The sequence below is a fragment of the Saccharothrix hoggarensis genome, assembly GCF_052936025.1.
This window is the reverse complement of record NZ_CP193624.1, coordinates 4,052,188-4,067,524: the sequence shown is the minus strand read 5'-3', so window position 1 is coordinate 4,067,524 and position 15,337 is coordinate 4,052,188. Positions and strand designations below refer to the sequence as shown.

Annotated in this window: 9 protein-coding genes; 7 read left to right on the top strand and 2 right to left on the bottom strand. The window is 70.6% G+C overall.

Features of this window, described 5'->3' with window-relative positions; translation table 11 throughout:
- Positions 1-6 precede the first annotated feature (6 nt).
- Positions 7-1,329: a M20/M25/M40 family metallo-hydrolase gene (locus ACRAKH_RS18630; protein WP_380722801.1), complete on the top strand. Its 1,323-nt coding sequence runs from the start codon at positions 7-9 to the stop codon at positions 1,327-1,329.
- A gap of 49 nt (positions 1,330-1,378) precedes the next feature.
- On the opposite strand, the gene ACRAKH_RS18625 is transcribed toward ACRAKH_RS18630, so the two are convergent.
- Positions 1,379-2,719, bottom strand: coding sequence for a glycoside hydrolase family 43 protein (locus ACRAKH_RS18625; protein ID WP_380722791.1), 1,341 nt, complete (start codon positions 2,717-2,719; stop codon positions 1,379-1,381).
- A 265-nt stretch (positions 2,720-2,984) separates the two neighbouring features.
- On the opposite strand from ACRAKH_RS18625, the gene ACRAKH_RS18620 reads away from it, so the two are divergent.
- From ACRAKH_RS18620 to ACRAKH_RS18595, 6 genes are read left to right on the top strand one after another with little or no spacing between them, the layout of a single operon-like run.
- Entirely contained in the window at positions 2,985-5,870 is a 2,886-nt protein-coding gene (locus ACRAKH_RS18620) for a glycoside hydrolase family 3 protein (RefSeq protein ID WP_380722789.1), read from the top strand.
- A complete protein-coding gene (locus tag ACRAKH_RS18615) occupies positions 5,870-7,147 on the top strand; it encodes an ABC transporter substrate-binding protein (RefSeq protein WP_380722787.1) in 1,278 nt (425 codons plus the stop codon). The genes ACRAKH_RS18620 and ACRAKH_RS18615 overlap by 1 nt, the downstream gene beginning before the upstream one ends.
- Entirely contained in the window at positions 7,144-8,046 is a 903-nt protein-coding gene (locus tag ACRAKH_RS18610; protein WP_380722785.1) for a carbohydrate ABC transporter permease, read from the top strand. Before ACRAKH_RS18615 ends, ACRAKH_RS18610 begins: the two co-directional genes overlap by 4 nt.
- Positions 8,043-8,855 (top strand): carbohydrate ABC transporter permease, encoded by an 813-nt coding sequence (locus ACRAKH_RS18605; protein ID WP_380722783.1) that lies wholly within the window; start codon positions 8,043-8,045, stop codon positions 8,853-8,855. The genes ACRAKH_RS18610 and ACRAKH_RS18605 overlap by 4 nt, the downstream gene beginning before the upstream one ends.
- Positions 8,852-11,149 carry an alpha-xylosidase gene (gene yicI / locus ACRAKH_RS18600; RefSeq protein ID WP_380722781.1) on the top strand — a complete coding sequence of 766 codons (2,298 nt, stop codon included), beginning with the start codon at positions 8,852-8,854 and terminating at the stop codon, positions 11,147-11,149. The genes ACRAKH_RS18605 and yicI overlap by 4 nt, the downstream gene beginning before the upstream one ends.
- Positions 11,146-13,974 carry a beta-galactosidase gene (locus ACRAKH_RS18595; protein ID WP_380722779.1) on the top strand — a complete coding sequence of 943 codons (2,829 nt, stop codon included), beginning with the start codon at positions 11,146-11,148 and terminating at the stop codon, positions 13,972-13,974. Before yicI ends, ACRAKH_RS18595 begins: the two co-directional genes overlap by 4 nt.
- Here the strand turns inward: ACRAKH_RS18595 and ACRAKH_RS18590 are convergent.
- Positions 13,924-14,931: a LacI family DNA-binding transcriptional regulator gene (locus tag ACRAKH_RS18590; RefSeq protein WP_380722777.1), complete on the bottom strand. Its 1,008-nt coding sequence runs from the start codon at positions 14,929-14,931 to the stop codon at positions 13,924-13,926. The two genes, ACRAKH_RS18595 and ACRAKH_RS18590, sit on opposite strands and share 51 nt — an antisense overlap.
- Positions 14,932-15,337: the final 406 nt, after the last annotated feature.

Sequence of the window (15,337 nt, the reverse complement as noted above, 5' to 3'; positions counted from 1 at the left end):
AGTAACTTGGATGACGGGGCCGGGCTGCGGCTCGCGCAGGACGAGGTCGTGTCGCTCGCCAGCGAGTTGATCAGGATCGACACGACCAACACGGGCGACCCGGCCACGGTCGTCGGCGAGCGCGCGGCGGCCGAGTGGATCGCGGAGAAGCTGGGCGAGGTCGGCTACGAGACGACCTACGTCGAGTCCGGGGCCAAGGGGCGCGGGAACGTGGTCGCCCGCCTGGCGGGCGCCGACCCGTCACGGGGCGCGCTGCTCGTGCACGGCCACCTCGACGTGGTGCCCGCGGACGCCTCCGAGTGGTCCGTGCACCCGTTCTCGGGCGCGGTGCAGGACGGGTACGTGTGGGGCCGCGGCGCGGTCGACATGAAGGACATGGTCGCGATGTCGCTCGCCGTCGCGCGCCGCTTCAAGCGGGACGGCGTGGTGCCGCCCCGCGACATCGTGTTCGCGTTCCTCGCCGACGAGGAGGCGGGCGGCCTGTACGGGGCCAAGTGGCTGGTCGACAACCGGCCCGAGCTGTTCGAGGGCGTCACCGAGGCGATCAGCGAGGTCGGCGGGTTCTCGATCACGCTGAAGGACGACGTCCGCGCGTACCTCGTGGAGACCGCCGAGAAGGGCATCCGGTGGCTCAAGCTGCGGGTGCGCGGCACGGCCGGCCACGGTTCGATGATCCACCACGACAACGCGGTGGCGAAGCTGGCGGCGGCCGTCACCAAGCTGGGTCAGCACCGGTTCCCGGTCGTGCTGACGCCGTCCGTGCGCGAGTTCCTGGCCGGCGTCTCCGAGATCACCGGGCTCGACTTCCCCGAGGACGACATCGAGGGCGCCGTCGGCAAGCTCGGCGCGCTGTCGCGGATGATCGGCGCCACCCTGCGCGACACGGCCAACCCGACCATGCTCTCCGCCGGGTACAAGGCGAACGTCATCCCGTCCGTCGCCGAGGCCACCGTGGACTGCCGCATCCTGCCCGGCCGGGAGGAGGCGTTCGACCGCGAGCTGGCCGAACTGCTCGGCCCGGACGTCGAGCGCGAGTGGCTCGGGCTGCCGCCGGTCGAGACCACGTTCGACGGCGCGCTGGTCGACGCGATGACCGCGTCCATCACCGCCGAGGACCCCGGCGCGCGGGTGCTGCCCTACATGCTGTCCGGCGGCACGGACGCGAAGTCGTTCCAGCAGCTGGGCATCCGCAACTTCGGCTTCGCGCCGTTGAAGCTGCCCGCCGACCTCGACTTCTCCGGCCTGTTCCACGGGGTGGACGAACGCGTGCCCGTCGACGCGCTGCAGTTCGGCGTCCGCGTGCTGGACCGGTTCCTGCGCAACTCCTGAGCCGTGCGGGGGCGCCGCGACCGGGAGTCGCGGCGCCCCTGGTCAGGGGTCAGGCCAGCGGCGCGGACACGGTGAACGAGGCGTCGCCCGCGAACGCGGAGTCGGACGAGCGCAGGTCGAGCCGCATCTCGTAGTCGTAGTGGCGCAGGTAGCGGCCGGGGAAGTTGTACGACTCGAACGACGTCGTGCCGCCGCCCGCCAGGCCGACCCGTCCGCAGAACGTCGCGTCGCCCCGGAACACGGCCGAACCGTCGTTGTTCTGCAACGTGAGGCGCATGGTGTTGTGCCGCAGGTAGTAGCCGGGGAAGTTGACCGCCTGGAACGAGTAGCAGTTCGAGTTCGCCAACCCGGCGACGATCGAGAACGTCGCGTCACGCCGGTCGTTCAGGGCGCTGCCGGAGCCGAGCGGGTCGACGTGGGCGAGGTAGTCGCGGTGCCGGACGTACCGGTCGGGGAAGTTGGCCGACCGCAGGGACCGGGTGCCCGTGGCCACGGCGGTGCTGTCGCCGACGTTCTCGCGCAGCACGGTGAAGTGGCGCGCGGTGCCGGACAGGCCGGGGAGTTCCACCTTCGCCCCGAACGTGGCGAGGTTCGAGCTGTCGGCGTAGTAGTACCGGTGCGCGCCGTACTGGTCGAAGTAGATGCGCCAGCGGCCGTCGGGCAGCTGCACGAGCGCGGGTCCTTCGAGGCCCGAGCCCCAGCCCGCCCAGTTGCCGGTGCCGACGAACTGCCACGGGCCGTTGAGCGACGTGGCGGTGGCGTGCTCGATGTACTTCGTCGTCTCGTTCTTGAGGAAGTTGTGGTACGTCCCGCCGACCTTGACGATGAAGCTGTCGATGTAGTTGGCGGGGATGCCGAGCGGCGTGGGCGCGGTCCACGCGGACAGCGAGCTGTTGGTCGCGGTGATCCGGTAGGGGCGGAACTGGCCCGCGGTGCCCGTGGTGGAGGCCGAGAAGACGACGTGCACGCTGCCGTCGGTGTCCCTGAACCACTCCGGGGCCCACGTGCTGCCGGTGGAGCCGTTGAGGCCGACGGTGACGTTGCGCAGGAACGTCCACGTCGTGTAGTCCGCGCTGCGCGCGAAGCCGATGGTGTTCCCGGTCCAGCCCGTGGTGTAGACGATGTAGTAGTAGCCGTCGGTGTGCCGGATGACGCTGGGGTCGCGGATGAGGCCGGACGGCGGGGTGTACGCGTTCGACCGGACCAGGTCGAAGTTGGTCGCGTTCGCCGAGTCGTAGACGTACATGTTCGACTCGCTGCTGTTCGTGAACGCCGTCATCAGGTAGTGCGGTGCCGGCCCGGCCGCGAGGGCGGCGGGCGCCGGTCCGGCGAGGCCGAACGCGGCCACGACCAGGGCGGTCACGGCGGCGAGCAAGGTGCGGGTGCGCATCGGCGAGCCCCCAGGTCAGGAGAAGACGACAGTTGTTAGCGTTAACATCACCGAGTCGGCGGAACCACGGGGTCGGCTGGGTGGGGAGCAATTGGTATCCCGGTCGCGCCCGACGTGTCAATACGTCGCCGTCAAGTTAATTAGCGCTAACAAAGACCACCTCGTCGGCCTGTTGCGCCGGCCGCCGCGGTCCCTCTACCGTGCTCAGTCGAAGCGCTTCGATGGCGAGGAGCGCCGCGCCTCCCCGAACCGAGAGGGGACGTCCGTGTCCGGAAGCCGCCGTTGGGTGCTGTCGCCCCTGCCCGCGCACGCCGCCGAGTCGCCCTTCCGCGATCCCGACCTGCCCCGTGCGGTCCGGGTCGACGACCTGCTCGGCCGGTTGACCGTCGACGAGAAGCTGTCGCTGCTCCACCAGTACCAACCCGCGATCCCGCGCCTGGGCATCGGCGCGTTCAAGACCGGCACCGAGGCGCTGCACGGCGTCGCGTGGCTCGGCGAGTCGACCGTGTTCCCGCAGGCCCTCGGCCTGGCGAACACGTGGAACCGCGACCTGGTCGAACGGGTCGGCGCGGTGACCGGTCGGGAGGCCCGCGGCTTCCACGCGAAGAACCCCGCGCAGCACGGCCTGAACCTGTGGGCGCCCGTGGTGAACCTGCTGCGCGACCCCAGGTGGGGGCGCAACGAGGAGGGCTACTCGGAGGACCCGTACCTGACCGGGGCCATCTCGACCGCGTTCGGGCACGGCATCCAGGGCGACCACCCGGACTACCTCCAGGCCGCGCCGACGCTGAAGCACTACCTGGCCTACAACGTCGAGGACGACCGCGTCAGGGTCGACGCGATCGTCCCGCCGCGCATCCTGAAGGACTACGACGAGGCCGCGTTCAAGCCGGCCGTCTCGGCGAACGCGGCGACCGGCGTGATGGCCTCGTACAACCTGGTCAACGGCCGTCCCACGCACGTCGGACCGGAACTGGACGAGGTCGTCCGCTCGTGGACCGACGAGGACCTGATGATCGTCGGCGACGCGGCGGGCGCGTCCAACCTCACCCGGGGGCAGCGGTACTTCGCCACGCAGGCGGAGGCGAACGCGGCGGCGGTGAAGGCGGGCCTGGACAGCTTCACCGAGGACAACCAGAACTCGACCCCCACCACGTCGGCGCTCAAGACCGCGCTGAACCAGGGGTTGCTCACGATGGCCGACGTCGAGGACGCCGCGCGGCACGTGCTGTCGCTGCGCTTCCGCCTCGGCGAGTTCGACCCGCCCGGCCGCAACCCGTACGCCTCGATCACGCCGGACGTCATCGACGCGCCGGAGCACCGGCGGCTCGCCCGCCAGGCCGCCGCCGAACAGGTCGTGCTGCTGCGCAACGACAACAACACCTTGCCGCTGTCCACCCAGGACACCAAGAAGGTGGCCGTGGTCGGCCAGCTCGCCGACACGCTCTACGAGGACTGGTACTCGGGCACCATGCCGTACCGGATCACGCCGGCGGAGGGCCTGGCCGAACGCGCGGCCGTCACGTCGAGCGAGGGCGTGGACCGGATCAGGTTGAAGGACCTGGCCACCGGCAAGTACGTCACCGCGTCCACCTCGGACACCGGCGCGCCGCTCACCGCCACCGAGGCGACTCCCGCCGACGCCACCGGCCTCGACGTGTTCGACTGGGGCGAGGGCACCGTGACGCTGCGGACCGCCGCCAACGGCCGGACGGTCTCTCTGGGCGACGGGCGCGGCCTGGTCAACAACGCCGTGCAGCCGAACGGCTGGTTCGTCCAGCAGCAGTTCAAGCTCCTCGCGCAACCCGACGGCTCGCACGTGCTGGAGTACGCGGGCAACGACGTCAAGGAGTCGTGGTTCGGCAAGAGCCGGTACGTCGTCGTGGGCGCGGACGGCACGCTGCGCGTCGGCGCGGAAACGCCGGACGCCGCGGCGAGGTTCGGGCGGGAACTGGTGCGCAGCGGCGTGGAGAGCGCCGTGGCGGCCGTCAAGGACGCGGACGCCGCCGTCGTCGTGGTCGGCAGCATGCCGTTCATCAACGGCCGCGAGGACGACGACCGCCAGACCACCGTGCTGCCCGCCGGCCAGCGGGCCGTGATCGACGCCGTCCGCAAGGCCAACCCGCGCACGGTCGTCGTGCTGGAGAGCAGCTACCCGTACTCGGGCGACTGGGACACCGCCGACCTGCCCGCCATCCTGTGGACCACGCACGCGGGCCAGGAGACCGGGCGCGCGCTCGCCGACGTGCTGTTCGGCGACCACAACCCGAGCGGGAAGCTGACCCAGACGTGGTACCGGTCCGACGCGGACCTGCCCGACAAGCTCCGGTTCGACATCGCGAAGTCCGGCCACACCTACCAGTACTTCGACGGCAAGCCGCTGTACCCGTTCGGGCACGGGCTGAGCTACACCTCGTTCCGGTACTCGACCTTGCGCGTCGACCGGGCGGTGGTCGACGCCGCCGGCGAGGTGAAGGTCCGCGTCGACGTGACGAACACGGGCGACCGCGCGGGCGCCGACGTGGTGCAGCTGTACTCGCGGCAGAAGCAGTCGCGGGTGGAGCAGCCGGTCAAGCGGTTGCGGGCGTTCGAGCGGGTGGAGCTGCGGCCCGGCGAGACGAAGACGGTCGAGCTGACCGTGCGCGCGGCCGACCTGTCCTTCTGGGACGTGACGCGGGAGAAGCACGTCGTGGAGACCGCGCCGCACGAGCTGCTGGTGGGCTCGCTGACGCGTGGCATCACCGTGCGCGGGGAGACGATCCCGCCGCGCGACCTGCGCAAGACCACCCGGGCGCAGAACTTCGACGACTACTCCGGCGTGACCCTGGTGGACACCACCAGGGAGCGGGGCACCGCCGTCGCCGCGACCGCCGCCGGCCAGTGGGTCTCCTACGAGGACGTGGACCTCGGCCGGTCCGCCCGGTCGCTGTCGGTCCGCGTGGCGAACCCCGACGCGCCGACGACCGTCGAGGTCCGCCTCGGCGGGCCCACCGGGCGGCTCGTCGGAACGGTGGCCGTGCCGACCACCGCCGACAAGTACTCCTGGACCGCGGTCTCGACGCCGTTGCGCGGCGCGGCCGGTCGGCAGGACGTCTACCTGGTCTTCACGGGGAAGGCCCGGATCGACAACCTCAGCGTGGAGGAATCCTGATGTCCAAGCGTCTCCTGGCGGCCGCGCTGGCGGCCCTGATGGCCGTGGCCGGCTGCGGAGGGTCGGACGACGGCGCCGACGCCAACACCCTGAAGCTGTGGCACTACGAGGGGCCGGACAGCGCGATGGGCGTGGCCTGGGCGGAGGCGATCAGGCAGTTCGAGGCCAGTCACCCCGGCGTGAAGGTCGAGTTCGAGGAGAAGGGCTTCGAGCAGATCCAGAAGACCGCGCCGATGGTCCTCAACTCCAACGACGCGCCGGACATCCTGGAGTACAACAAGGGCAACGCCACGGCGGGCCTGCTGTCCAAGCAAGGCCTGCTGACCGACCTGAGCGACGAGGTCGCCAAGCGCGGCTGGGACAAGAAGCTCGGTCCGGGCATCGACACCACGGCGAAGTACGACGAGCGCGGCGTGATGGGCTCCGGCAAGTGGTACGGCATCCCCAACTACGCCGAGTACGTGTCGATCTACTACAACAAGACGATGTTCGACCAGCAGGGCCTCGCCGCGCCGACCACGCTGGAGGAGCTGACCGCCGCGATGAGGAAGTTCGTCGCCGCGGGCGTCACCCCGCTGGCGCTGGGCGGCGCGGAGTACCCGGCGCAGCAGGTGCTCTACCAGCTGGCGCTCACCAAGGCGGACCGCGACTGGGTCGACCGCTACCAGCGGTACACGGGTGACGTGGACTTCCACGACGAGGCGTGGGTGTACGGCGCGGAGACGTTCGCCGAGTGGCTGCGCGAGGGGTACATCGGCAAGGACTCGGCCGGTGTGAAGGCCGAGGACATGGGCCTGGCGTTCATGCAGGGCAAGAACCCGATCATGATCAGCGGGAGCTGGTGGTACGGCCGGGTCCAGGCCCAGGTCAAGGACTTCGAGTGGGCCTCGGTGCCGTGGCCCGGCATGACGGCCGGGTCCAGCGGCAACCTGTGGGTCGTGCCGAAGGGGTCGAAGAACAAGCAGCTGGCCTACGACTTCATCGAGATCACCATGTCCCAGCCGATCCAGGACAAGCTGCGCGACGCCGGCGGCGTGGCCGTGGCGGCGGGCGACAGCCCCGCGGCGGACCCGAAGAGCAAGCAGCTCAACGACGACTTCGCGGCGCTCGTCGACGGCGACCGGTTGGCGTTCTACCCGGACTGGCCCGCGCCCGGCTTCTACGACGTGCAGGTCTCGTCGGTGCAGAAGCTCATCACCGGCCAGCTCGGGCCGCACGAGGTGCTGACCGAGTTGTCCGACTACTACAAGGAAAACCTGGCGAGCGTCGGCAAATGAGCCTCGTCCCCGCCTCGATCCGCGACCGCGGGTCGTACCTGTGGTTCCTCCTCCCCGGCGCGCTGCTGCTGCTCGCGGTGATCCTGGTGCCGTTCGCGATGAACATCGGCATCAGCTTCACGCAGTGGTCCGGGGCGGGGGAGCCGGAGTGGACCGGGCTGGACAACTACCGGCGGCTGGTGTCGGACGGCACGTTCTGGGCGTCCTTCCGGCACAACGTCGGCCTGGTGGTGGCGATGGCGGTCCTGCCGACCCTGGCCGGGCTCGTCATCGCCGCCGCCCTGTTCGACTTCATCGGCAAGCACTTCGGCTCGCGCCACGCGAGCGTGCTGCGGGCCGCGGTCTACCTGCCGCAGGTGTTGCCGATCGCCGTGGCGGGGATCGTGTGGAGCTGGATCCTGGCGCCGCAGGACGGCGCGCTCAACGAGGTGCTGCGCGCCGTCGGGCTGGACGCGCTGGCGCAGAACTGGCTCGGCGACCCGGACCTGGCGCTGTGGACCGTCATGGGCGTGATGCTGTGGATCCAGGTCGGCTACCCGGTGGTGATCTTCATGGCCGGGATGCAGCGGGTGGACCCCTCGCTGCACGAGGCCGCCGAGCTGGACGGCGCGTCGTGGTGGGGCCGGTTCTTCCACGTCACCGTGCCGCAGATCCGGCCGGAGGTCTTCGTGGTGCTGCTGACCTGCACGATCGCCGCGTTGAAGGTGTTCGCGCCGATCTACGTGCTGACCAGGGGCGGACCGGGCGGCGCGACGAACGTCCCGTCGTACTACTCGTTCCAGAACTTCTTCGAGAAGACGCAGGTCGGCTACGGCGCGGCGATCGCGACCGTGCTCACCGTGCTGATCCTCGTCCTCACGTGGGGGTTCCTGCGGGTGCAGAACCGGGGTGAGCGGTGAAGCGGCACGCCGTGCTGTGGTCGATGGTCGTGCTGGCCGTGGTGATGCTGGCGCCGTTCGTCCTCGTCGCGCTCAACGCGGTCAAGACCCCGGAGGAGTACTCCACCGGAGGACCGCTCGACCTCCCGACCGGGGTGTCGCTGGACGGCGTCGTCGCGTTCTGGGACCGCGTCGACTTCGGCGAGAAGCTGCTCAACAGCGCGGTGATCAGCGGGTCCGTGGCGGTGCTCGCGGTCGTCGTGTCGGTGTTCAACGCCTACGCGCTGGGCATCGGCCGCGTGCGCGGCAGGCTGTGGATCCTCGTGGTGTTCCTCATCGCGAACACCCTGCCGCAGGAGGCGCTGGTCTACCCGCTGTACTTCCTTGCCAACGAGGTCGGGCTGTACGACACCAAACTGGCCGTGATCATCATCTTCACGGTGGTCCAGGCCGCGTTCGGCACCTACCTGCTCACGTCGACGCTCGGCGGCTTCCCGCGCGAACTGCTGGAGGCCGCCCGCATCGACGGCGCGAACAAGTGGCAGACGCTCGTGCGGGTCGTGGTGCCGATCAGCCGGCCCACGCTGGGCGTGCTGTTCGTGTTCTTCTTCATCTGGACCTGGAACGAGTTCTTCCTCCCGCTGGTGCTGCTGATCTCCAACGAGAACCAGACGGTGCCGGTCGCGCTGGGCGTGCTCCAGGGGCAGCGGATGATGGACGCCACCATGACCAGCGCCTCCGCGCTGCTCGGCGTCATCCCCGCGATCGTGTTCTTCCTCATCTTCCAGCGGGCGTTGACCCGAGGCATCACGGCAGGAGCGGTCAAGTGAAGTTCAGCGACGGGTACTGGCTGCTGCGGCCCGGTGTGGAGGCCGCCCACCCGGTCGAGGCGCACGACGTCACCACGGGGGACGGGGAGGTCGTCGTGTACGCGCCGACCCGCCGCATCCGGCACCGGGGCGACACGCTCAAGGGCCCCGCGATCACCCTGGGGCTCACCTCGCCGATGGCGGACGTGATCGGCGTGCGGATCACGCACTTCAGCGGTCAGGTGGCCAAGGAGCCCGCGTTCGCCCTGAGCGCCGACGGCACGCACGAGGCCAAAGTGGTGGAGGACGACGCCGGCGTCGTGATGACGTCGGGCGAGCTGTCGGTCCGCGTGCACCGCGGCGACGAGTGGCGGGTCGACTTCACCGCCGGCGGCCGCGCGCTGACCAGCAGCGGCGTCAAGGGCATGGGCCTCATGACGGTGGACGGCACGCGCCACGTCCGCGAGCAGCTCACCATGGGCGTCGGCCACGCGGTGTACGGGCTGGGGGAGCGGTTCGGGCCGCTGGTGAAGAACGGGCAGACCGTCGACATCTGGAACGCCGACGGCGGCACGAGCAGCGAGCAGGCGTACAAGAACGTCCCGTTCTACCTGACCAACGCCGGGTACGGGATCTTCGTCAACCACCCCGGCCACGTCTCGTTCGAGGTCGGCTCGGAGGCGGTGTCGAAGGTCCAGTTCAGCGTCGAGGGCGAGGAGCTGGAGTACTTCCTGGTCTACGGCCCCACGCCGCGCGAGATCCTGCGCAAGTACACCGCCCTCACCGGCCGTCCTGCGCTGCCGCCCGCGTGGTCGTTCGGCCTGTGGCTCTCGACGTCGTTCACCACCGCCTACGACGAGCAGACCGTGTCGGGGTTCATCGACGGGATGCTCCAGCGCGACCTCCCGCTCAGCGTGTTCCACTTCGACTGCTTCTGGATGCGCGAGTTCAACTGGTGCGACTTCGAGTGGGACCCGCGCACGTTCCCGGACCCGGTCGGCATGCTGGAACGCCTGCGCGCCCGCGGCCTGCGCATCTCCGTGTGGATCAACCCGTACATCGCGCAGCGCTCGCCGCTGTTCGCCGAGGGCAAGGCGAACGGCTACCTGCTGCGCAAGCCGAACGGCGACGTGTGGCAGTGGGACCTGTGGCAGCCCGGCATGGCGTTGGTGGACTTCACCAACCCGGCCGCCCGCGCCTGGTACGCCTCCAAGCTGGACGCGTTGCTGGCGCAGGGGGTGGACTGCTTCAAGACCGACTTCGGCGAGCGCGTCCCGACCGACGTCGTCTACCACGATGGCTCCGACCCGGAGCGGATGCACAACTACTACACGCACCTCTACAACCAGACCGTGTTCGAGGTGCTGCGCAAGCGGCGCGGCGACGGCGACGCGGTGGTGTTCGCCCGGTCCGCCACGGCCGGGTCGCAGCAGTTCCCGGTGCACTGGGGCGGCGACTGCGAGGCCACGTACGAGTCGATGGCGGAGAGCCTGCGCGGCGGGCTGTCGCTCGGCCTGTCCGGGTTCGGGTTCTGGAGCCACGACATCGGCGGCTTCGAGGGCACGCCGTCGGCCGCGTTGTTCAAGCGGTGGATCGCGTTCGGCCTGCTGTCCTCGCACAGCAGGCTGCACGGCAGCTCGTCGTACCGGGTGCCGTGGCTGTTCGACGAGGAGTCCGTGGACGTCCTGCGGCGGTTCACCAAGCTCAAGCTGAGCCTCATGCCCTACCTCGACCGGGCCGCGCGCCAGGCGTCGGGCGAGGGCGTGCCGGTGATGCGGGCGATGGTCGTGGAGTTCCCCGACGACCCGGGCTGCGCGCACCTCGAACGCCAGTACATGCTCGGCGACGACCTGCTCGTCGCGCCCGTGTTCTCCGACGAGGGCGACGTCTCGTACTACGTCCCCGACGGCACCTGGACGCACCTGCTCACCGGCGAGACCGTCGAAGGGCCGCGCTGGGTGCGCGACCGCTGCGACTTCCTCACCGCCCCCGTGCTGGTGCGGCCGAACACGATCCTGCCCGTGGGCGCGGTGGACGACCGACCGGACTACGACTACGCCGACGGCGTCACGCTGCACGTGTACGAGCTCGCGGACGGCGACCACGTCACGGTGGTCGGCGGCACGACGTTCCGCACCCGCCGGCGGGGCGACGAGATCCGGGTCGAGGCGGACGACGCGCCGGCGCGGTGGCGGGTGCTCCTCGTCGGCGCGCGGGCCGTGGACGCGGTGGACGGCGGCGCGGCGAGCACGCACGACAACGGAGTGCTCATCAGCGCCGGTGACGGCGCCCTGACCCTGAGGGGTGTCCGATGAGGCTGTTGGCGGTGGCACTCGTGCTGCTGGGCTCCCTGGCCGCGACCACACCGGTGGTCGCGGCGCCCGCGGCGGAGACCGGAGGACGGCACGAGGTGTCCTACGACAGGTACTCGCTCATGGTGGACGGCGAGCGGGTCATGCTGTGGTCGGGGGAGTTCCACTACTTCCGGCTGCCCAGCCCCGAGCTGTGGCGCGACATCCTGGAGAAGATCCGCGCCGCCGGGTTCACCGGCGTGTCCCTGTACTTCCACTGGGGCTACCACTCGCCCTCGCCGGGCGTCTACGACTTCACCGGCGTGCGCGACGTCGACCGGCTGCTGCGGATGGCCGACGAGCTGGGCCTGTACGTGGTGGCCCGCCCCGGCCCGTACATCAACGCGGAGACCAGCGGCGGCGGCTTCCCGGCGTGGCTGAAGACGGTGGAGGGGCGGGCGAGGTCCAGCGACCCCGGCTACCGGGCCGCGTACACGGAGTGGCTGGGCCACCTCAACCCGATCATCGCCCGGCACCAGGTCAGCCGCGGCGGTTCGGTGATCGCGTACAACGTGGAGAACGAGTACGCGGTCAACGTCGACGCGGCCTACATGGAAGACCTCCAGCGGCAGGCCCGCGACGCCGGCATCGACGTGCCGATCGTGCACAACAACTGCTGCGGCGGGAACCTGGCGAACTGGTCGTCCGGCAAGGGCGCGGTGCAGATCCCCGGCGTCGACGACTACCCGCAGTCGTTCGACTGCCACAACCCCGACGCCTGGGGCCCGTGGGGCGACGGCGTCACGCGCCGGCTGCGCGACGACGCGCCCGTGTACGCCGCCGAGTACCAGGCCGGCGCGATCGACCTGAACAACGCCGGGTACGACAAGTGCCGCGAGCTGACCGGCCCGAGCTACATGAAGGTGTTCTACAAGAACAACGCCATCGCCAGTGGCGCCACCATGTTCGGCTACTACATGACGTTCGGCGGCACGTCGTGGGGCTGGCTCCCGCAGCCGAACGACGTGTACACCTCCTACGACTACGGTTCGGCGATCACCGAGTCGCGGCAGCTCACCGCGAAGTACGACGAGTTCAAGCGGCAGGGCTACTTCATGACCACGGTCGCGCCGCTGACCAAGACCGACGCGGCGACCGCGCCCGTGCCCGCCGACCCGGCCGTCCTGGCGCGGGCGCGGGCGAACCCGGACACCGGCACGCAGTTCGTGCTTGTCCGGCAGGCCGACCTCGCCGGCGCCGCCGACCTGTCCACCACGCTGGACTGGACGACCCCGGACGGCCGCTACCAGGTGCCCGTGCGGGTCAACGGCCGCGACGCCAAGATCCTCGTCGCCGGGTACGACCTGGGCGGCCAGCGGTTGGCCTGGTCGAGTTCCGAGGTCCTGACCCACGTGACGGTGTCGGGGCGTGACGTCGCCGTGCTCTACGGCCGTGACGGCGAACAGGGCTCCACCGTGCTGCGCTACGACTCGGCGCCGACCGTCCAGGTGCTCGACGGCGAGGTGCGCCACTCGTACGAGGACGGCGACCTGCGCCTCGACTACCGGCACACCGGGCTCGCCCGCGTGCTGGTCACCGGCGGCGGGCGGCAGCCGCTGCTGCTCATGCTCGGCACGGACGAGACGGCCGCGCGGTTCTGGCGGCAGGACACCTCCGCCGGCCCCGTCCTCGTCCGCGGCGCCTCGCTGGTCCGGTCCGCCGAGGTGAGAGGCGACCGGCTGGCGTTGCGCGCCGACACCGACCGGGCGTCCGACGTGGAGGTGTTCGCACCGGTCCGCCACCTGACCGTGGGCGGCCGCCCGGTGCCCGTGCGCCGCACGCCGAGCGGTTCGCTGCTCGGCTCGCTGCCCGGTCCGGAGCAGGTGCGCCTGCCCGCGCTGACGAACTGGCGACACCGCGCGGAGCCGCCCGGCTTCGACGAGTCCGGCTGGACCACCGCAGACAAGACCACCACGGCGAGCCCGATCAAACCGAAGACGCTGCCGGTGCTCTACGCCGACGAGTACGGTCACCACAACGGCAACGTCTGGTACCGCGGCCGGTTCACCGCCACCGGCGCCGAGAAGACCGTCTCCGTCAACGCCATCACCGGCAGGCGCGGCATCTACCTGGTCTGGCTGAACGGCCGCTACCTCGGCTCCGCCCCCGGCGGAACGCAGGCCGACTCCGAGCCGGTGAACCCCGACCCCGGACGCGGCGACTTCGCCGTGCCGGAAGGGCTGCTCTCCGCCGGGCAGCAGGCGACGCTGACCGTGCTGGTCGAGAACATGGGCCACAACGACGACTGGACCGCCGACGACGTCCGCCACAAGCAGCCCCGCGGCCTGTTCGGGGTGGCGGTCGAGGGCTCGACCGCGCCGATCTCGTGGCAGATCCGGGGTTCGCTGCCCACCGACGGCGAACGCGGCCCGATGAACACCGGCGGCCTGTACGGCGAACGTGCCGGCTGGCACCTGCCCGGCGACGGGGGCGGCTGGCAGAACACGCCGGGCGAGCTGACCCCGGGCGTCTCCTGGTACCGCACCACGTTCCGGCTCGACCTGCCGCGCGGGCACGACGTCTCGCTCGGCCTGCGGTTCGACGACACCACCGACCGCGACTACCGGGTGCTGGTGTTCGTCAACGGCTGGAACATGGGCCAGTACCTCAACGGTGTCGGCCCGCAGCGGGAGTTCGTGCTCCCGGCAGGCGTGCTGCGGGACCACAACACGCTCACCTTCGCCGTGATCTCCACCGAGGCCGCGCAGGGTGATCCCGGACCGGTGAGCCTGGTGACCCTAGGCAACCACCGGACCGGTGCCGGCGCGGACCGTGAGCCGCGGCGGTAGCAACCGGACCTCCGGTTCGCCCAGGCCGTCGAGCAGGCGCATCGCCAGCTCGACGGCCAGCGCGCCCAGTTCGACGGCGGGGATGTCGACCGAGGTCAGCGGCACGGACTGCGCCTCGGCCAGGTCCGGCGGGCAGACCGCGAGCACGGAGATGTCGTCCGGCACCCGCCTGCCCCGGCGGTCCAGCTCCGACAGCAGCGGGCCGAGGATGGCCTCGTTGTGCACCACCAGCCCGGTGACCGCGCGTTCCAGGGCGAGCAGGTCGTCCAGGCACGCGCGGAGGCCGTCGTAGGTGGGCACGCAGGGCAGCGTGACGGCCGTGACGCCCCGGTCCGCGGCCGTCTTGGTGAACCCGCGCAGGAACCGGCCGGCGTAGCTCGTGCCGCGCTCGTAGACGGCGGGCGACGGGCCGATGAGGGCGACGTCCCGGTGGCCGAGGTCGGCGAGGTGCGTGACGCACTCCGACCCGGCGGCGGTGAAGTCGAGGTCGACGCAGGTCAGCCCCTGCGGGTCGTCGGGCACGCCGATCAGGACCGCCGGCCGCCCCAGCTCGCGCAGCACGGGCACGCGCGGCTCGGCGGCCTCCACGTCCATCACGATGATCGCGTCGGCGAGGGAGGAGGCCACCACGCGGTGCAGCCCCTCCGCGCCCTCGTCCGCCGTCAGCAGCAGCACGTCGTGGTCGTAGGACCGGGCCTCGGTGACGGTGGCCGTGACGAACTGCATCATCACCGGGACGTTCAGGTCGGCGCGCAGCGGCACGACGAGCGCCAGGACGTTGGTGCGGTTGCTCGCCAACGCCCGCGCGCCCGCGTTCGGGCGGTAGCCGAGCGCGCGGATGCTGTGGTGCACCCGCCGCCGGGTCGCCTCCGAGATCGAGCGCTTCCCGGACAGCACGTACGACACGGTGCTGGGCGACACTCCCGCCGCTCGGGCGACGTCGGCGATGGTGACCATCGGGCGATCATAATACGTCCGCCCTGCACCCACTCCTCGCCTGTCCACAGTGGACTGGCAATCGGAGTCGGCACGCTGTCTCGGCCGCGGAGGCCGGGCGTGCGTCGGAGCTGGTTCCGCTAAGTGTGATATCGCTAACATCAGTATGTCAGGCGTCAACCGGATGCGGAAGGTCGTGTGGTCGCCGTATCCACAGTGATCGCGAGATGTCGGCCTGAAGCGTCCCGTGAGGCGGGGATGTTAACGCGAACATGGCGGTTGACCTGTCGCGGGAATGTCAACGGTGTCGATGGTCCACACAGGTCGATAACGCGACCTTGATCGGTCCTCCGGTGCCTCGTCACACCGGAAGGCGCTTTCCGTCGGTCGATCACGATAGGCATCCGCAGCGGACGATCAAACACAA